General features: G+C 71.8%; 17 protein-coding genes. 10 read left to right on the top strand and 7 right to left on the bottom strand.

The genetic code is table 11. The features are described 5' to 3' along the window. Positions 1 to 252: 252 nt before the first annotated feature. Positions 253 to 885: a response regulator gene (locus ACZ7L1_RS18730; RefSeq protein WP_471438534.1), complete on the top strand. Its 633-nt coding sequence runs from the start codon at positions 253 to 255 to the stop codon at positions 883 to 885. A 19-nt stretch (positions 886 to 904) separates the two neighbouring features. Here ACZ7L1_RS18730 and ACZ7L1_RS18725 read toward each other — a convergent pair whose 3' ends face one another. After that, a complete protein-coding gene (locus ACZ7L1_RS18725) occupies positions 905 to 2,365 on the bottom strand; it encodes an MFS transporter (protein WP_471438430.1) in 1,461 nt (486 codons plus the stop codon). 280 nt (positions 2,366 to 2,645) lie between these two features. Between ACZ7L1_RS18725 and ACZ7L1_RS18720 the strand changes: the two genes are divergently transcribed. From ACZ7L1_RS18720 to ACZ7L1_RS18700, 5 genes are all read left to right on the top strand, one after another. Continuing rightward, entirely contained in the window at positions 2,646 to 4,394 is a 1,749-nt protein-coding gene (locus ACZ7L1_RS18720) for an MFS transporter (protein WP_471438429.1), read from the top strand. Between the two features lie 101 nt (positions 4,395 to 4,495). Then, positions 4,496 to 5,158, top strand: a complete 663-nt coding sequence (locus tag ACZ7L1_RS18715) for a class I SAM-dependent methyltransferase (RefSeq protein WP_471438427.1) — start codon at positions 4,496 to 4,498, stop codon at positions 5,156 to 5,158. Positions 5,159 to 5,168: 10 nt separating this feature from the next. Beyond that, the gene (locus ACZ7L1_RS18710) at positions 5,169 to 6,125 is read left to right on the top strand and encodes an N-acetylmuramoyl-L-alanine amidase (RefSeq protein WP_471438425.1); all 957 of its coding nucleotides are present in this window, start codon (positions 5,169 to 5,171) and stop codon (positions 6,123 to 6,125) included. A gap of 159 nt (positions 6,126 to 6,284) precedes the next feature. Continuing rightward, a complete protein-coding gene (locus ACZ7L1_RS18705) occupies positions 6,285 to 7,082 on the top strand; it encodes a hypothetical protein (RefSeq protein WP_471438423.1) in 798 nt (265 codons plus the stop codon). 108 nt (positions 7,083 to 7,190) lie between these two features. Further along, complete coding sequence (locus ACZ7L1_RS18700; protein ID WP_471438422.1) at positions 7,191 to 8,246, top strand: LLM class F420-dependent oxidoreductase; 1,056 nt, start codon at positions 7,191 to 7,193, stop codon at positions 8,244 to 8,246. A gap of 59 nt (positions 8,247 to 8,305) precedes the next feature. Here ACZ7L1_RS18700 and ACZ7L1_RS18695 read toward each other — a convergent pair whose 3' ends face one another. After that, on the bottom strand, positions 8,306 to 8,887 hold the full coding sequence (locus ACZ7L1_RS18695) for a hypothetical protein (protein WP_471438420.1): 582 nt from the start codon (positions 8,885 to 8,887) through the stop codon (positions 8,306 to 8,308). Positions 8,888 to 9,047: 160 nt separating this feature from the next. Here ACZ7L1_RS18695 and ACZ7L1_RS18690 point away from each other — a divergent pair, with 160 nt between their 5' ends. After that, the gene (locus ACZ7L1_RS18690; RefSeq protein ID WP_388986942.1) at positions 9,048 to 9,341 is read left to right on the top strand and encodes a hypothetical protein; all 294 of its coding nucleotides are present in this window, start codon (positions 9,048 to 9,050) and stop codon (positions 9,339 to 9,341) included. A gap of 66 nt (positions 9,342 to 9,407) precedes the next feature. On the opposite strand, the gene ACZ7L1_RS18685 is transcribed toward ACZ7L1_RS18690, so the two are convergent. The 3 genes from ACZ7L1_RS18685 to ACZ7L1_RS18675 are packed head-to-tail and all read right to left on the bottom strand — an operon-like array spanning position 9,408 to position 12,693. Next, positions 9,408 to 10,478, bottom strand: coding sequence for a prenyltransferase/squalene oxidase repeat-containing protein (locus tag ACZ7L1_RS18685; RefSeq protein ID WP_471438418.1), 1,071 nt, complete (start codon positions 10,476 to 10,478; stop codon positions 9,408 to 9,410). Continuing rightward, positions 10,475 to 11,245 (bottom strand): class I SAM-dependent methyltransferase, encoded by a 771-nt coding sequence (locus ACZ7L1_RS18680; RefSeq protein WP_471438416.1) that lies wholly within the window; start codon positions 11,243 to 11,245, stop codon positions 10,475 to 10,477. The genes ACZ7L1_RS18685 and ACZ7L1_RS18680 overlap by 4 nt, the downstream gene beginning before the upstream one ends. Then, positions 11,239 to 12,693 carry a glycosyltransferase family 4 protein gene (locus tag ACZ7L1_RS18675; protein ID WP_471438414.1) on the bottom strand — a complete coding sequence of 485 codons (1,455 nt, stop codon included), beginning with the start codon at positions 12,691 to 12,693 and terminating at the stop codon, positions 11,239 to 11,241. The genes ACZ7L1_RS18680 and ACZ7L1_RS18675 overlap by 7 nt, the downstream gene beginning before the upstream one ends. A 229-nt stretch (positions 12,694 to 12,922) precedes the next feature. Here ACZ7L1_RS18675 and ACZ7L1_RS18670 point away from each other — a divergent pair, with 229 nt between their 5' ends. Then, a complete protein-coding gene (locus ACZ7L1_RS18670; RefSeq protein ID WP_471438412.1) occupies positions 12,923 to 13,570 on the top strand; it encodes a TetR family transcriptional regulator in 648 nt (215 codons plus the stop codon). 293 nt (positions 13,571 to 13,863) lie between these two features. Here ACZ7L1_RS18670 and ACZ7L1_RS18665 read toward each other — a convergent pair whose 3' ends face one another. Together ACZ7L1_RS18665 and ACZ7L1_RS18660 are read right to left on the bottom strand one after the other, a co-directional pair. Then, on the bottom strand, positions 13,864 to 14,097 hold the full coding sequence (locus tag ACZ7L1_RS18665) for a ferredoxin (RefSeq protein WP_471438410.1): 234 nt from the start codon (positions 14,095 to 14,097) through the stop codon (positions 13,864 to 13,866). 3 nt (positions 14,098 to 14,100) lie between these two features. Next, a complete protein-coding gene (locus tag ACZ7L1_RS18660; protein ID WP_471438409.1) occupies positions 14,101 to 15,561 on the bottom strand; it encodes an aldehyde dehydrogenase in 1,461 nt (486 codons plus the stop codon). 431 nt (positions 15,562 to 15,992) lie between these two features. On the opposite strand from ACZ7L1_RS18660, the gene ACZ7L1_RS18655 reads away from it, so the two are divergent. Both ACZ7L1_RS18655 and ACZ7L1_RS18650 read left to right on the top strand, forming a co-directional pair. Further along, positions 15,993 to 16,688 carry a glycerophosphodiester phosphodiesterase gene (locus tag ACZ7L1_RS18655; RefSeq protein WP_471438408.1) on the top strand — a complete coding sequence of 232 codons (696 nt, stop codon included), beginning with the start codon at positions 15,993 to 15,995 and terminating at the stop codon, positions 16,686 to 16,688. Positions 16,689 to 16,958: 270 nt separating this feature from the next. After that, complete coding sequence (locus ACZ7L1_RS18650) at positions 16,959 to 18,014, top strand: MBL fold metallo-hydrolase (RefSeq protein ID WP_471438407.1); 1,056 nt, start codon at positions 16,959 to 16,961, stop codon at positions 18,012 to 18,014. The last annotated feature ends 352 nt before the right edge of the window (positions 18,015 to 18,366 follow it).

The raw sequence follows: 18,366 nt of genomic DNA, 5'->3' as shown, positions 1-18,366 counted from the left end.
TCGGTCGAAATGCCGAACCTGTTCCCTGTCGAAATTCCGAACAGCTGAGGGAGTTGGCACGGCAGAGGAATTGCCGAAGAGTTCTGCGAATGCCGAGCCGATTGTTTGACCACGGTCAGAATCCGTCAAGACTCGCGGTACGGAACAATGGAGAGTTTTTGATTGCCGGATGGCGTCGGCGAGTTGTCGGCGCGGTCGGCCCTACGCCCCCGGACCACGGTCCGCCGCCCGTACTCTTGGCTCGTGGACGAGATGCCCCGAAGTCACCGGCCGACGCGATGCATCCGGGTACTGCTTGCCGAGGACCAGGGCATGATGCGCGGCGCCCTCGCCCTGCTGCTCGGCATGGAGGAGGACATCGAGGTCGTCGCGCAGGTCGCGGCGGGTGACGCGATCCTGGACGCCGCGCTCACCCATCGCCCGGACGTGGCACTGCTGGACATCGAGCTGCCTGGGAAGAGCGGCCTGGACGCGGCGGCCGAGCTGCGGGAGGAGGCTCCCGGCTGCCGGGTGCTGATCCTCACCACCTTCGGGCGCCCCGGCTATCTGCGCCGCGCCCTGGAGGCGGGCGCCGCCGGCTTCCTGGTCAAGGACGGGCCGGTGGAGGAGCTGGCCGCGGCGATCCGGCGGGTGCTCACCGGCGAGACGGTCGTCGACCCGGCCCTGGCCGCGGCGGCCCTGAGCGCCGGCCCCAATCCGCTGACCGCCCGTGAGTGCGACGTGCTGAAGGCCTCCGTGGACGGGGTGACGGTCGCCGACATCGCCGCCAGGCTCCACCTCTCGGAGTCGACGGTCCGCAACTACCTCTCCTCCGCCATCGGCAAGACGGGCACCCGCAACCGTATGGAGGCGATGCGGGAGGCCCGGCAACAGGGGTGGCTGTAGGGCCTGTCGCGAAAGCGGGTCAGCCCTGGCCGGTGCGCGTCCGCGGCAGCCACGCCAGCATCAGCACGGCCCCCACCAGCAGCACGTACCCGCTCGTCCGGAATGCCTCGGCGTACCCCTCCGTCAGGGCGTCGGCCGACCCGCGTCCCCCGGTGCGCGTCGCCGCGACGGTGGACATCACCGCGAGGCCGAGCGAACCGCCCATGGTGCGCGAGGTGTTGACGAGCCCCGACACCAGTCCGGCGTCCTCCGGCGCGGCCCCCGATGTCGCGAGCGCGGCGAGCGGGGTCCCCGCCAGGCCGGCACCCAGCATCATCAGGATGCCCGGGAACATGATCGCCGTCGTGTAGGAGCCGTCCGCCGTCATCGTCGACTGCCAGCCGAACCCGGCCGCCGCGATCAGCGTCCCGAGCACCGCCAGGTTCCGCGCCCCCACGCTCCGCATCACCTGCGGCGCGACCTTCGAGCCGAACACCACGGCCAGTGAGCTGGGCACCAGGGCGAGCCCGGCGTCCAGGGGCGAGTAGCCGAGCACGTTCTGCGCGTACAACGTCATGAAGAACCACATGCAGAACATCGCGGAGCCCGAGACGAACATGGCCGCGTTCGCCGAGGACACCGAGCGCACCCGCAGCAGCTTCAGCGGCATCAGGGGCGCCTTCGCCCGCGCCTCGACGGCCAGGAACAGCCCGATGAGCGCGAGTCCGGCGGCGAGCGGCACCACTGTCGCCGCCGCCGTCCAGCCCTCCGCCTCCGTCTGCACGATGCCGTAGGCGAGCGTGCCGAGGCCCGCCGTCCCCAGCAGGGCGCCCGGCAGGTCCAGACGCCGCCCGTCCTCCGCCCGGCTCTCCACGAGCCTCCCCCAGGCTGTCGACTTCGCTCGAGCAGGGGGGACCCTCATCGCCGCCCCGGCCAGGACGACCGCTCCGACGGGCACGTTGATCAGCAGTACCCAGCGCCACGACAGCCCGTCCACCAGCACTCCCCCGACGAGCCCGCCCGCCGCGCCGCCGCCGGCACCCACCGCTGTCCAGGTCGCGATGGCCCGGGCCCGTGCGGCGCCCTCCGGGACCGCCGCCGTGAGCAGCGTCAGCGTCGAGGGTGCGAGCACCGCCGCCCCGAGCCCCTGTACGGCGCGGCCGACCAGCAGTTCCCAGTCCTGCTGGGCGAGCCCGCCGACGAGGGAGGCCAACGTGAACAGGGCGAGCCCTATGAGGAACATCCGTTTGCGCCCGTAGAGGTCCCCGGCCCGCCCGCCGAGCAGCATGAACCCGGCGAAGGCGATCGCGTACGCGTTCACCACCCACTGCAGGCCCGTGGCGCTCAGCCCCAGGTCGGCCCGCATCGACGGCAACGCCACATTGACCACGGACACGTCGAGCACGACGAGGAACTGCCCGGCACACGCGAGCGCGACCACCACCCAGGTGGGCGGTGCGGTACGACGGGTGGGCACGGTGTCCTCGGCGGCTCGCAACATGCGCGCCATGCTCCCAACCCGGCCCCGCCGTCCGCATCGGGATTTCGCCCCACGCCGCCTCCGCCCCTGGACGTACGACATCCCTCTGACGCGCCGTCAAAAGACCGTCTCCTGACGCCAGATCAGAAACCCATGAATCGGTCAAGGATTCGTTAGTACGCCAAAGCATCGGAATAGTTGCCTGTGCATACGTGGTTCACCCAGCACGTGTCCGCTCGGCTCCCTTGTCCCGAGCGGCCCGTTCCGCACGACAGTCGACCAGGCCCGGAGGCCCCGATCCATGACGCACGCAACGACCGACCAGCCCGCACCAAGGCCGTCCGGCTCGATCGTGCCGGTGCTCGCCTTCGCGGGCATCGTGGTCGCGGTGATGCAGACGCTGCTCGTCCCGGTCATCAAGGATCTGCCCCAGCTGCTGCACACCACGCCCAGCAACGCCACCTGGGTCCTGACCTCCACCCTCCTCTCGGGCGCCGTCGCCACCCCGATCATGGGCCGTCTCGGCGACCTGTACGGCAAGCGGCGCATGCTGCTCACCAGCCTGGCCGTGATGGTGGTCGGCGCCCTGATCAGCGCCGTCACCAGCACCCTGATGCCCATGATCGTCGGCCGTACGCTCCAGGGCTTCGCGATGGGCGCGATCCCGCTCGGCATCGGCCTGATGCGTGACATGCTGCCCCGCGAGCGGCTCGGCTCGGCGATGGCCCTGATGAGCTCCTCGATCGGCGTCGGCGGCGGCCTGGCGCTGCCCGCCGCCGCCCTGGTCGCCCAGCACACGAACTGGCACGCCCTGTTCTACGGCTCCGCCGGACTCGGCGCCCTCTCCATCGTCCTCACCCTTCTCGCCGTACCGGAATCCCCGATGCGCGCGAAGGGCTCCTTCGACCTGCTGGGCGCGCTCGGCCTGTCCGCGGGTCTGGTGCTGCTCCTGCTGCCCATCACCAAGGGCAGCGACTGGGGCTGGTCCTCCGGCACGACGCTCGGCCTGTTCGGCGCGTCCGTCGCGGTCCTGCTCCTGTGGGGGGTGCTCGAGCTGCGAGTCAGCGCCCCGCTGGTGGACCTGCGCACCACCGCCCGCCGCGAGGTGCTGCTCACGAACCTCGCCTCGATCATGGTCGGCGTCAGCTTCTACGTCGTCTCGCTCGTCCTGCCGCAGCTGCTCCAGCTGCCCGCCGCGACCGGCTACGGCCTCGGCCAGTCGATGGTCGTCGCGGGCCTGTGCGTGGCACCGCTGGGCCTGACGATGATGTTCACCGCCCCGGTCTACGCCCGTCTGTCCGCCCGCTACGGCCCCAAGTTCACCCTGATCATCGGCCTGCTGGTCATCGCCCTCGGCTACGGCGGCGGCCTCGGCCTGATGGACGCCGCTTGGCAGACCGTGATCACCTCGGTGGTCCTGGGCGCGGGCATCGGCCTCGCCTACTCCTCGCTGCCCGCCCTGATCGTCGGCGCGGTCCCCGCCTCGGAGACGGGCGCGGCCAACGGCCTGAACACCCTGATGCGGTCCATCGGCACGTCGGTGTCGAGTGCCGTGATCGGCATGGTGCTGGCGAACACGGCGAACCACGTGAACGGTCTGGCCGTCCCGACCATGCACGGCTTCCGGGTCTCCTTCCTGATCGCGACGGCCGCGGTCGCCCTCGGTCTGCTGCTCGCCCTCTTCCTGCCCGGCCGCCGCCCCGCGGCCCGGCCCCAGCTGCGCGCGAGCAGCGAGGAGGACGCGAACCTGGAGCGCGCCGAGGAGGTGCTGCGGGGCTTCCGCGGCCGGGTCCTGGACGCCGAGGGCGCCCCGGTCGCCCGCGCCAAGGTCACGCTGATCGACCGCCGGGGCCGCCAGGCGGGCGCCACGCTGTCCGCTCAGGACGGCAGCTACCTGCTGACGGTGCCGGCCGAGGGCCCGTACGTCCTGGCCGCCAGGGCCGCGGGCCACGCCCCGGTCGCCTCGTCGGCCACCCACTCGGGCGACGACCGCCCGGTGGACCTGGACCTGTCCCTTCCGGGCGAGCCGGTCCCGGTGGCAGAGGCCTGAGCAGCCCGCCGTCCACGCCGCCCGCACCCCCCGTCGCCGCGCCGCCGGGGGGTGCGGCAGCATGGGGCGTCCATACGCTCGTACGACCGAAAGGACGCCCCATGCCCGCGGCGCCCAAGCCCGAGATCCTGGCCGCGTTCGAGGCCGCGAAGGGGTTCATGCCACGGCACGAGGGGCTCGCGCTGTACGAGGCCGCCGTCGAGGCGGGGCGGCTCGGACTGCCGCTGCTGGAGGTCGGCACGTACTGCGGCCGGTCCACGATCCTGCTCGCCGACGCGGCCCGCGCCGCCGGAGTCCCCGCGCTCACCGTCGACCACCACCGCGGCAGCGAGGAGCAGCAGCCGGGCTGGGACTACCACGACCCGGAGACGGTCGACCCCGAGGTCGGCCTGATGGACACGCTGCCCACCTTCCGGCGGACCCTGCACAGGGCGGGCCTGGAGGACCACGTGATCGCACTCGTGGGCCGTTCGCCGCAGGTGGCCAGGGTGTGGAGCACCCCGCTCGGCCTGGTGTTCATCGACGGCGGCCACACCGACGAACACGCGAACGCCGACTACGAGGGCTGGGCCCCCCATGTGGCCCAGGACGGCCTCCTGGTCATCCACGACGTGTTCCCCGAGCCGGAGGACGAGTTCACTGGCCAGGCCCCGTACCGCGTCTACCTGAGGGCGCTTCGGTCCGGAGAGTTCACGGAGGTCTCGGCGGCCGACTCGCTGCGCGTCCTGCGGCGAACGCGGGCGAGGAGCGAATCGTCCCGTTAGGGTCGCAGGCATGTCGTACGTTGGACCGGACTTCGATGCCCCCGAACCCCGCCGCCGTCGGCGCGGGCCGCTGACGGTGGCGGTGGCCGCCCTGGTGCCGGCGGCGCTCCTCGGCTGGCTGGTCTACGAGGCGGTGGCCGACAGCGGCGGTGGACCGGCGGGCGGGGCGCCCACGACCAGGTCCGCGGGGACCGCGCCGTCCGCCGCCGTCCCGGGCTCTGCGGCCGCCCCGGCCGGTGGCGCGGACAACGGCGAGCAGCCGGACGCGTCGTCCACCACGCGGTCCGTTTCCAAGCCGCTCGCGGGCAAGGTCGTCGTCGTCGACCCCGGACACAACCCGGGCAACGTCCGCCACACGGCCGAGATCAACCGCAAGGTCGACATCGGTACCAACTCCAAGGAGTGCGACACCACCGGCACGTCCACCAACGCGGGTTACACGGAGGCCCAGTTCACGCTGGACGTGGCGGGCCGGCTGCGCACGCTCCTGGAGCAGCAGGGTGCCACGGTGAAGTTCACGCAGGACGGCGACCGGTCGTGGGGGCCGTGCGTGGACGAGCGGGCGCGGATCGGCAACGAGGCGCACGCGGACGCGGCGATCTCCATCCACGCGGACGGCGCGGCCCAGGGCGACCGCGGCTTCCACGTCATCCTGCCGGCCTCGGTGCACAAGGGTGCCGCGGACACCCGTCGCATCGTCGGCCCCTCGCGCGACCTGGGCGAGCGCGTCGCGGGCGACTTCGTCCGGGTCACCGGCAGCACGCCCGCCAACTACGTGGGCGACGGCACCGGTCTCGTCGTACGGAGCGATCTCGGCGGTCTCAATCTGTCAACGGTTCCCAAGGTCTTCATCGAGTGCGGCAACATGCGCGACACCAAGGACGCGGCACTGCTGACCAGCGGCTCGTGGCGGCAGAAGGCGGCGCAGGGAATCTCTGAGGGAATCGTGAGTTTCCTGCGCGGGTAGCGATCATCGTCTCCGACCCGGCGGACACCCCGGCCGGGCTGACGATAGTGTCTCCCTACGATGAGGGGTCACCCCCGCGCTTCACACCGCGCGGCCCGAGGTCGACATGGTGACAGCGACGCCTCCACCGACGACGAGACGACAGACGAAGGACCCGAAGTGAATATCCGCTCCCTCACGAGAGGCGACGGCGTGGTGATCGGAGCAGCGGTATTGCTGTTCATCGCGTCGTTCCTCGACATCTACTCGATCGACGGGGCGCCCAGCAGCGCGGACATCCCCAGCGCCTGGGCCAGCGGACCGCTCCTGCTGAGCGTCTTCCTGGCCGGCATCATCGGCGCCGCGCTGGTCGTCGTCGCCCACGGCCTGCCGCAGGTGCCCAAGGTCGCCGGTCTCGACCTCGGGCAGTTCGGCGCCGCCTTCACGGTCTTCGCCGCCTGGAGCGCGCTCGGCAACGTCTTCGACCCGATCGGCGGTGTCGACAACCTCGGTGGCGGCGGCAGCGTCAGCGCCGGCACCGGCCTGATCCTCGGCCTCGTCGCCACTGTTGTCATGGCCGCCGCCGCGATCGCCACGCCGCTGGTCCCGGCCCTGCAGGCCGCCCTCGTGCCGGCCCCCAAGCCCGCCGCCCCGCAGCCCTACGGCGCGCAGCCGCAGGGCGGGTACGGCTACCCGGGCGCGCAGCAGTCGCCGTACGGTCAGCCGCAGCAGGGGCAGCCGTTCGGCGGGCAGCAGCCGCAGCAGACGATTCCCGCCGCGGACTTCTCGCCGTTCTGGTTCGCGGTGCCGGTGCCGCGCCCGCTGTTCCCGGAGGACGGCTCGCCCACCCCGATCGCCGAACTGGCGCCCGGCACCTGGTACCTGGCCGTCGAGCAGCGCGGCCCCGCCCTGGTGGCGCAGACGCAGGACGGCCGCCGCGGTGTGCTGCAGGACACGAGCGGCATCCAGCGCGGCTGAGCCCACCCCTCGCCCGCACGGCCCCTCGCCCTTCCGGGCGGGGGGCCGTTGCCGTACAGTCGCTGCCACTCCTTGGATCTGATGCCTCGTCAGGGAAGTGGGGGCGGCATGCGGCTCGGACTCGCGCTCGGTTACTGGGGGCGGGGCCCCGCGACGGACCATGTCACGTCGGCGCGAGAGGCGGAACGGCTCGGCTACGACTCGGTGTGGACCGCCGAGTCCTGGGGGTCGGACGCGTTCACGCCGCTCACCTGGATCGCCGCGCGGACGTCACGGATCAAGCTCGGCACGGCGGTTGCCCAGATGGCGGCCCGCTCCCCCACCACCACCGCGATGCACGCGCTCACCCTGGACCACCTCTCGGGCGGGCGCGTGATGCTGGGCCTCGGCCTGTCGGGGCCGCAGGTGGTGGAGGGCTGGTACGGGCGCCCGTTCCCGAGTTCACCGCTCACCGCGACCCGGGAGTACGTCGAGGTCGTTCGGCAGGTGCTGCGCCGCGAGGCGCCGGTGGAGCTGGACGGCCGCTTCCATGCCCTGCCCTACCCGGGCCCGGACGGCACCGGCCTCGGCAAGCCCCTGAAGCCGATCACGCACCCCCTGCGCGCCGATCTGCCCGTCCTGCTGGGCGCGGAGGGCCCGAAGAACGTGGCGCAGACGGTCCGGATCGCGGACGGCTGGCTGCCGCTGTACTGGTCGCCGACCCGCCCGGAGGTGTACGGGGCGGCGCTGACCGACCTGCGTGAGGGGTTCGTCGTGGCCCCGATGGCGCGGGTGAAGGTCTGCGACGACGTCGCCGAAGGGCTGCTGCCGGTGAAGGCGATGCTCGGCTTCTACATCGGCGGAATGGGGCCGTTGAAGGGGCGCGCGGAGCGCTCCGACAGGAGTGGTGGTCGGGTGGCGGGCGGAAGCAACTTCCATGCCGACCTGATGGCGCGCATGGGGTACGAGGAGGAGGCGCGCCGTATCCAGCGGCTGTTCCTTCAGGGGCGGCGCGAGGAGGCGGTGCTGGCCGTGCCGGACGCCTTCGCGGACGAGATCTCGCTCGTCGGGCCGCGTGAACGCATCGCGGAGCGGCTGGAGTTGTGGCGCAAGGGCCCTGTGACGGACCTGCTGGCGCTGGCGCCGGACCCGCACACGCTGCGGGTGTTGGCCGAGCTGAACTGAACCACAGGTGGGTAGGGCACCGCCGCGGAGCGCTGCACGGCGGTGCCCCGTTGGCCCCGTCAGCCGCGTGCGAGCTGCGCGGCGGACGGGAGCTGGTTGCGGACGGGGACGCCCGCGTTCTTGGCCGCGGCCTTCACCTTGTCGACGAGACCGGCGTAGGACGCCGCGGCCGACTCGTCGCCCTTGCTCAGGCGGGACGGCAGGTCCTTGAGCCCCTCGATTCCCGGCGCGAGCGGGGCCAGGCCCCTGGCCAGCGCGGGGTCGCCCTGGGCGTTGCGCGCGGCGGCTCCGAGCCGGTTGTAGGCGAAGGTGCCGGCGAGCGCGGCCTTGGTCAGGGCGGTCCTGCGTCCCCTGGCCCCCTTCTTGAACGTACCGGCCTTCCACGGCTTCACGATCCACTCGTGGACCGCCCCGGCCGCGAGCCCCGCGTTCGCCACGAACCGCGCCCTGGCGAACTTCTGCCGTTCCACCGGGGTGGTCGGGGTGGGCGTGGGGACCGCGATGTACGCGGCGGCCCGCTGCGCGGCGCTCCCGTCACCGCAGGCGGCGGCACCGGCGAACAGCGCGGCGAGGACGAGCGCCACGGCGAGTGGGGGTACCCCCTGCTCGAAGAGCTTGGGGGAGCGTATCGGTGCGGGCACGGGAGCCTCCGGGGCCGGGAAGCCGACTGATCCACCGACAGCTTCACCCACACCGCCCGGTCTTGCCGCCCGGGCGGGGCGATCGGGTGACCCCGGCTGCGCACGGTCGTCCCCGGACCTCCACGCGTTTGACCGGGAATCGTCGGGCAACCCGGAGGACATGTCCCCTCGATATCGCAACGGTGCGAATCAGGCCGGTACGGTCATCGCCGTGATCGCGGACATCATGGCCGTCATCCTGGGCCTGTGGATCCTGATGTACCTGCTGAACGCGAACCCCGGCAACGATCTGGTGCAGTTCATCCACAACGCGGCGGCGTGGCTGGCCGGCTGGTCCCATGACCTGTTCACATTCCACGAGGCGTGGGCACGGGTGGTCGCGGGCTACGGCCTCGCCGCGGTGGTCTACCTCTTCGTGGGCCACGCCATCGCCAACCGCATCCACCGCCACTGAAGGGCTGCCGCTGTACGCGACAGCCCCGGGGGCACCCCCCCCACCGGCACCGAGCAGTCCGCGGAACTAAGCGCAGCAGTCGGTGTCCAGGCCCCGGGGCAGCTGCTCGCCGCCGAAGACCGTGCAGGTCGGTTCGTCGCCGCCCAGGGCGGCCACGGCGAGCAGCAGTGAGCCGGCCGTCCAGGTGGTGAGTTCCTCGGGCCAGACCACGCCGTCCTCGAAGACGTAGCCCGTCCAGTACAGGCCCGTCTTCGGATCCCGCAGGTGCTGGATCGACTGGAGGATCTCCAGGGCGCGGTCGGACTCGCCCATGGCCCACAGGGTCAGGGCGAGTTCGGCCGACTCGCCGCCGGTCACCCACGGGTTGGGGACGACGCAGCGCACACCGAGGCCGGGGACGACGAAACGGTCCCAGTCCGCCTCGATGCGCTCCTTGGCCTCGGCGCCCGTCAGCGCGCCGCCGAGCACCGGGTAGTACCAGTCCATCGAGTAGCGGTCCTTGTCCAGGAACCGCTCCGGGTGCCGACGTATGGCGTGCCTGAGCGCGCCCACCGCCAACTCCCAGTCCGGCTGCGGTTCCTCGCGCTGCTCGGCGATCGCCAGGGCGCAGCGCAGCGCGTGGTGGATGGACGAGCACCCGGTCAGCAGCGCGTCGGTGACGTCTGTGCCGTCGTCCTCCCGCTTCCAGCCGATCTGCCCGCCCGGCTGCTGCAACCGCAGCACGAACTCGACCGCCGCGTACACCGTCGGCCACATGCGGTCCAGGAACGTGTCGTCGCCGGTGGCGAGGTAGTGGTGCCAGACGCCGACGGCCACGTATGCCACGAAGTTCGTCTCGCGGCCGCGGTCGGTGATCTGCTCCGGCTCGCCGTCGGTGTAGGCCGCGTACCAGGACCCGTCCTCGTTCTGGTGGCGTGCCAGCCAGTCGTAGGCCCGCTCGGCCGCCGTGTGCTCGCCCGCCGCGTCCAGCGCCATCGCCGCCTCGACGTGGTCCCACGGGTCCAGGTGGTGCCCGCGGAACCACGGTATGGCGCCGTCCTCCCGCTGCACGGCGAGGATCCCGGCGACGGTCGCGGCGGCCTGCTCGGCGGTGAGGACCCCGGGCAGGACGAGGTGTTCTGTCCGGGGGGTGGTCACTTGGCGGCCGCCTCGGGGGTCTCGGCGGTCCTGGCGCCCTCCGCGAGAGGCGGCAGGTGCGGCTTGGTCGCGTATGCCACGAAGCTCTTGCCGATCAGCGGGTTCAGCGCCTGTTCGGCGACCCGGGTGGCGAGCGGCTTCTTCATGATGTCCCAGACGAGCAGCTTGTGGTACGCGCGCACCGGCAGCGCCCTGTCGTTGTCGACGCCGAACGCGCACTTCAGCCACCAGTACGGCGAGTGGAGCGCGTGCGCGTGGTGGGTGCCGTACGGCTTCAGGCCCGCCTCCCGTATCTTCGCCAGCAGTTCGTCGGCCTTGTAGATGCGGATGTGGCCGCCCTCGACCTCGTGGTAGGCGTCGGACAGCGCCCAGCAGACCTTCTCGGGGCCGTAGCGCGGCACGGTGATGGCGATACGGCCGCCCGGCTTGAGCACCCGGACCATCTCGGCGAGGACGCCCTTGTCGTCCGGGATGTGCTCCATGACCTCGGAGATGATCACGACGTCGAAGGACTCGTCGGGGAAGGGCAGGGCGAGCGCGTCGCCCTCCATCGCCGTCGCGGTGGCGCCGGCCGGTGCCTCGCCCGCCTCCTTCATCGCCGCGAACCACTTGGCGACCTCGCGGATCTCCTCGCCACTGCGGTCCAGCGCCACGACCTGCGCGCCGCGCCGGTAGCACTCGAACGCGTGCCGACCGGCACCGCAGCCGAGGTCCAGGACGCGGTCGCCCGGGGCGAGCGGGAACCGGGAGAAGTCGACGGTCAGCACGTGGCCCTGCTTTCGCGGTTGGGTACGACGATGTCTTCGGCGGCGGCCGCGGAGGCGGCGGCTGTTTCGGCGGGGGCGTCCCCGAGCGAACCGTGCCGGGCCCGGGAAAGGGCGATGGCCTCGCGGTACCGCGCCACCGTCCCCTCCGCCGCCTTCGCCCAGGTGAAGTGCCGCAGCACCCGTTCGCGGCCCGCCGCGCCGAGCCGTGCCCGCAGCTCCGGATCCGCCAGCAGCCGGTTCAGCCCGGCGGCCAGCGCCCCGGCGTCACCGGGCGGGACCGCCAGGCACGTCTCCCCGTGGCGGCCCGTGACCTCCGGTATGGCACCGCCCGTGGTGGCCACCAGCGGCGTACCGGTCGCCATCGCCTCGGCCGCCGGCAGCGAGAACCCCTCGTACAGCGACGGCACGCACGCCACCTCGGCCGACCGCACCAGGTCGACCAGCTCGGCGTCGGAGATGCCCTTCACGAACTCGACGGCACCCTCGAGCCCGTACCGCTCGATGGCCTGCGCGACGGGCCCGTCCTCGGCGCGCCTGCCGACCACCACGAGATGCGCCCCGGGGTGCTCGGTCCGCACCTTGGCGAGCGCCTCGACGAGGAAGACGAGGCCCTTGAGCGGCACGTCCGCGCTGGAGGTGGTGACGATCCGGCCCGGCACCTGCGGCACCGACGCATCCGGCGAGAACAGGTCGGTGTCGGCGCCGATGTGCACGACGTGGACGCGGTCCCGGTCGACGCCCAGGTGGTCCACGATCTCCTGGCGGGAGGTCCCGGAGACGGTGAGCACCGACGGCAGTCGGCGCGCGACCCGCTTCTGCATGCGCGTGAACGCGTACCAGCGCCGCACCGACAGCCGCCGCTTCCAGCCCTCGGCCGCGTCCAGCTCCAACTGCCGGTCCACGGTGATGGGGTGGTGGATGGTGGTCACCAGCGGCGCGCCCACATCGCCGAGCAGGCCGTAGCCGAGCGTCTGGTTGTCGTGCACGACGTCGAAGTCGCCGCGTCGGGCGCGCAGATGGCGGCGGGCGCGCAGGGAGAACGTCAGCGGCTCGGGGAAGCCGCCGGTCCACATCGTGGCGACCTCGAGGGCGTCGATCCAGTCCCGGTACTCGTCGCGCTTCGGGGTACGGAAGGGGTCGGGCTGGCGGTACAGGTCGAGGCTGGGCAGTTCGGTGAGGGACAGGCCCTGAAGGCCCTCGCCCTCGTCGAGCACCGGGTAGGGCTGCGCGCCGATGACCTCGACCCGGTGACCGAGCCGGACCAGCTCACGGGAGAGGTGCCGTACGTACACGCCCTGACCGCCGCAGAACGGGTTCCCCTTGTACGTCAGGAGCGCGATGCGCAGCGGGCGCTCTCCCCCAAGTTCTCGGCTTCGCTCGAACAGGGAGGTACCCCCACCGGCGGCCGAGCCCTCCTCGGGACCCGCCTCCCTGGCCTCAGCGGTCACTCTCGGCCCCTTCTTCCCTGCAGTTTCCCGCGAGACTACGCCGGGACGGTAATCTAGAACAAGTTACAGACTTGATCGTTCAAGAGCCTCTGAATCTACCGGCAGGTAGCGCCACTGTGAGCGATGGATCGGGTGATTCGCGCCACGGCCGACGCCCTGCCATGCTGTCCGACCGCCACCCCTCACCGACCTGATCATCACCCTCACCGACTGTCACGGAACGGGACCCATGCCTGCGCAAGCCAAGGTGCCAGCCAGTACCGCGCGACCGGCGGCGCAGCCGGCCTCACCTGCGCTCACCGAGCGGCAGGAGGCGCGTCGCCGCAGGATCCTGCACACGAGCGCGCAGCTGGCGAGCCGGGGCGGTTTCGACGCGGTGCAGATGCGGGAGGTTGCGGAGTCCTCGCAGGTGGCGCTGGGCACGCTGTACCGCTACTTCCCCTCCAAGGTGCACCTGCTGGTCGCGACCATGCAGGACCAGCTGGAACGCATGCACGGCACGCTGCGGAAGAAGCCGCCGGCCGGTCGGACCGCGGCCGAGCGGGTGGCCGAGACCCTGATGCGCGCCTTCCGCGCCCTGCAGCGCGAGCCGCACCTGGCCGACGCCATGGTCCGCGCGCTCACCTTCGCGGACCGCAGCGTCTCCCCCGAGGTGGACCAGGTCTCCCGGCAGACGACGGCGATCATCCTGGACGCGATGGGCCTGGACGGCGACCCGACCCCGGACCAGCTCTCGGCGGTGCGGGTCATCGAGCACACCTGGCACTCGGCACTGATCACCTGGCTCTCCGGCCGCGCCTCCATCGCCCAGGTGAGGATCGACATCGAGACGGTGTGCCGACTGATCGACCTCACGGACACCCGCGCGCGGGACTAGGGCAAAAAAAGACCACTGGACCAGGGCACGAGAAGAGCACTGGACCAGGGCACGAAAAGACCTACGAGACGGGTTCCGATCGACCCTCCGGTCTTTCGACCTTCCGGCCTGTCGACCGTCGATGTCGGCCACAGCGGAAGCCGTAACTTCACGCCCCAGTCGGCATCTCCGGTCGAGTTCCTTCACTCGCCTCGTAGGCAATTTCTAGATTAGGCCTTCTGCGGCCAGATGGAAGACCCCAAACCATGATTTTTTTATTTTTTCGGGCATATCACCCAGGCCCGTGGCCTCGCCTACTCCTCCGGCGGGAACACCGGCTCCCCACTCCCCGCCAGCGTGATCGCGATGGCCTCCACCGGGCAGTTCTCCGCCGCCTGAAGGATCTGCTCCCCCGCGTCGGCGTCCGGTGCGACGGGATGGGACTGGCGGGCGGAGTCGAGGCGGAAGATGCCGGACGCCTGGTGCACACACTGCGCCGAGCCGATGCAGACCGAGCGGTCGACCTCGATGTGCCAGCGGTCACCCATGGGCTACGCCTCCCCGTACCCGGCCGGCAGATGGATCATCTTGTGCTCCAGGTACTCGCCGTACCCCTCGGGGCCGAACTCCCGCCCGAGCCCCGAGTTCTTGTAGCCACCGAAGGGGCCGAGCATGTCGAGGCTGAAGGTGTTCACCGAGTACGTCCCGGTACGGACCTGCCGGGCGACCTCGACGCCGTGCTCCGCGTCCGCCGTCCACACGCTGCCGCTCAGCCCGTACTCGGAGTCGTTCGCGATCTTCACGGCCTCGCTCTCGTCGCCGTAGGGCAGCAGGCAGACGACGGGCCCGAAGATCTCCTCGCGGGCGATCCGCATGGAGTTGTCGACGCCACCGAAGAGCGTCGGCTCCACGTACCAGCCCCGCTCCATACCCGCGGGCCGTCCGCCCCCGGTGAGGATCTTGGCGCCCTCCTCCTGGCCGATGCGGATGTAGTCGAGGTTGCGCTGCTGCTGCCGCGGCGCCACCAGCGGGCCGACCTGTGTCGCGGGGTCCAGCGGGTCACCGACCACGAGGGCGCTCGCCGCGGCGGCGAAGGCGTCGGCGAACTCGTCGTAGCGCGAGCGCGGCACCAGGATGCGGGTCTGGGCGACGCAGGCCTGGCCGTTGTTCATCCAGGCCGCCGGGACGATCCCCGCCACGGTCGTCTCGACATCCGCGTCCGGCAGCACCACGGCCGCCGACTTGCCGCCCAGCTCCAGGGTCACGCGCGCGAGGTTCCGCGCGGCGACCTCCATGACCCGCTTGCCGGCCGCGACCGAGCCGGTGAAGGAGACCTTGTCGATCTCCGGATGCCCCACCAGATACTCACTGACCTCGCGGTCGGCGGGCAGGATCGACAGCACCCCCTCCGGCAGCCCGGCCTCACGGGCGATCTCACCGAGGAGGTACGCGTCGAGCGGAGACTCGGGCGACGGCTTCAGCACCACCGTGCAGCCGGTGAGCAGCGCGGGCGCGAGCTTGGCGGCGGCCACGAACTGCGGCACGTTCCACGGCACGACGGCCGCCACCACCCCCACCGGCTCGCGCCGCACCAGGATCTTCCCGAGAACGCCGTCCCGCCGTTCCTCATACGTGAAGTCCCGCGCGACCGTGATCGCCGCGTCCCACACCATCATCGCGCCGAGCGCCTGCGCGAGGACGCTCCAGGAGTACGGGGAGCCGTTCTCGCAGGAGATCACACGGGCGATCTCCTCGTGCCGTACGGCGATCGCGTCCTTGATCCTCGTCACGGTCCCGATCCGCTCGTCCAGCGTCATGCGCGGCCAGGGCCCCTCGTCGAAGGCACGGCGCGCCACGGCGACGGCCCGGTCGACGTCGTCCCGCGAGGCGTGCGGCACCCGCCCGATGACCTCTTCCGTGTGCGGGGAGACCACCTCGATGACGTCCTTGCCCAGGGGGTCGGTCAACTCCCCGCCGATGAACAGCTGTCCGTGTTCCACGAGCTCGGTCATGGCGACTGCCTCCTGCGGAGCCGGCGGTACCGTTTCCTGACGGCATTTCAGAACTGATACCAGTTCTGGTCGAACTAAGCCAGGTTCGGGGCCGAATGGGCTCCCACCAGCGGATTTCCCGCTGGTGGGGGTGCCGTCGTGCCGCTCTCGCCATGTCCGGCGAGACAGGCGGTGCGATCTCGGATTCTGTGTCTTGGGGCGCGCTCCGGCGCGGTCCGGGCGGGCCGAGCGCGCGGCCGGACGGGCCGAGCGCGCGGCCGGACGGGCCGAGCGCGCGGCCGGACGGGCCGAGCGCGCGGCCGGACGGGCCGAGCGCGCGGCCGGACGGGCCATTAGGCTTGGGCGCTCCGACGGGCGGTCGCCCGCCGCCCGGCGCGGGGTACGACACTCGTGCGGCTGCCCCGCACCACCAGACCAAGGACGGCAAGCGAGTGTCTTTCTTCACCATCGGCCACCGCGGTGTCATGGCCGCCGAGCCGGAGAACACCCTGCGCTCCTTCCTGCGGGCCGAACGCGAGGGCCTGGACGGCATCGAGCTGGACCTGCACCTGAGCAAGGACGGCGAGCTGGTCGTCATGCACGACGAGACCCTGGACCGCACGACGGACGGCTCCGGTCCGATCGCCGACCAGAAGTTGCGGCAGCTCAAGCAGCTCGACGCCGGTCTCGGCGAGCGCATCCCCACGTTCGGGGAGGTGCTGGACGCCGTCGGACCCACGCTGCCGATCCAGGCGGAGATCAAGGACGTGGCCGCCGCCCGGTCGCTGGCCAAGGTGCTCACCGACCGCGACCTGCTGGACCGGGTCTCGGTGCTGTCGTTCCACGACGTGGCGCTGAGCGAGATCCACAACGTGCTGCCGCAGGCCCGCACCGTACTGGTGGCAGGCCCCAGCGCGCACCGCGACACCTTCGTCGGCCGCGCCCAGAGGGTCGGTTCCACCTTGGTCAGCGTGGAGCTGCGCCAGCTGAACCGGGCCATCGTGGAGAAGTGCGGCGCCGCCGGCATCGACGTGATGGCCTGGACCGTCAACGACGAGCGCGACCTGGCGCTGGCCCGGGCGCTCGGCCTGGTGGGCTGCGTGACCGACCAGCCCGGCATGAAGCGGCTGGTCGAGGCCACGGCCTGACCTTAGGGGTACGGGCCTGGCGCGAAGAGACCCGGACGGACTGCCCGGGTGTCCGGTCTCGCATTCCGAGGTGAGCCGCCGGGCCGTCCGTGAGCCGCCGGGCCGTCCGTGAGCCGCCGCACGGTGGCCGACGACGACCGAGAACGGCGGAGAACGACGGTTCCCAGCTGGTCGGCGCAGGCCGAGACGGAGCTTCGTCCGGCCACTCTGACGTGAAACCAGTTCTAGTTATAGTGGGCCATGGCCAAGGGCGGGCGGGGCGGAGGCGCGATGACGACGAGCCAGGGCGGGGAGCCGGTGGCACAGGCGCACGACCACGGCGGGGGCGTACGGTCCTTCAGGGTCCCCATCCCGGACAACCCCCTCGGCCACACCCTCGTCCATCTCGTCGACACCGACCGCGGCCCGGTCCTGATCGACACCGGCTGGGACGACCCGGACTCCTGGGACGCGCTCGCGCAGGGCCTGGCGGCGTGCGGCACCTCGCCCGCGGAGGTCCACGGCGTCGTCATCACGCACCACCACCCCGACCACCACGGCCTCTCCGGCAGGGTCCGGGAGGCGTCCGGCGCGTGGGTCGCGATGCACGCGGCGGACACCGCGGTCGTACGGCGCACCCGCGAGACCCGCCCCGAGCACTGGTACGCGTACATGGCCGACAAGCTGGCCGCGGCCGGCGCTCCCGAGGAGCACCTGGCCCCGCTGCGCGCCGCGCGCGGCCCCCGGGACCTGCCGGGCCTCACCCCCGCGCTGCCCGACCGCGAGATCGTCCACGGGGAACTTCTCGACCTGCCCGGGCGCCGCCTGCGCGCTATCTGGACACCGGGTCACACACCCGGCCACGTCTGCCTCCACCTGGAGGAGGACCACCCCGCCGGACTGCCCGGCCAGGGCCGCCTGTTCTCGGGCGACCACCTGCTCCCCGAGATCACCCCGCACATCGGCCTGTACGAGGACCCGGAGGACACCACCGCGACCGACCCCCTCGGCGACTACCTCGACTCCCTCGAGCGCGTCGGCCGTCTGGGGCCCGCCGAGGTGCTGCCGGCCCATCAGCACCCGTTCACCGACGCGCCGGGCCGCGTACGGGAGTTGCTGGCGCACCACGGGGAGCGGCTGACCGGGCTGCTGACCCTGCTGTCCGCCCCGCTCACACTCTGGCAGCTCGCCGAGCGCATGGAGTGGAACCGCCCCTGGGAGCAGATCCCGTACGGCTCACGGCACATCGCGGTCGCGGAGGCCGAGGCCCATCTGCGCCGGCTGGTGAAGCTGGGTCGGGCGGAGGCGGTGGCGGGGAGCGATCCGGTGGCGTACGCGGCGACGTGAAGGAGCCCCGACCCGGCGCGTTGCGCAGTCGGCGCCTGGTGCCAAGACACATGGAGCACGTGGACCCCCGGGAACGCTTTTTGGCCGAATGCACCTGCGACGCCGGTCACATCTCCACCCCCGTTCGTGCGGCACAGGTCACAACGTCCGGTTCCATACCGTATGACCGCTATAGGCGATGCGTAACCCAAACCGTGACGAGCCCCACGTGACCACCGTCACCTACGATGCGCGACCGTAGATCGATCACCATGGCATGCCTGCGCCAATTGCCCGCGCGACCTGCGGTTTGAGAGCCAGATCACACGCTGGACGTTTCCGGCGGATGCGACCGCAACTAGTAAAAGGGGTC

The sequence above is a fragment of the Streptomyces sp. NPDC107546 genome (assembly GCF_055639175.1).
This window is presented reverse-complemented; position numbering and strand designations above follow the sequence as displayed.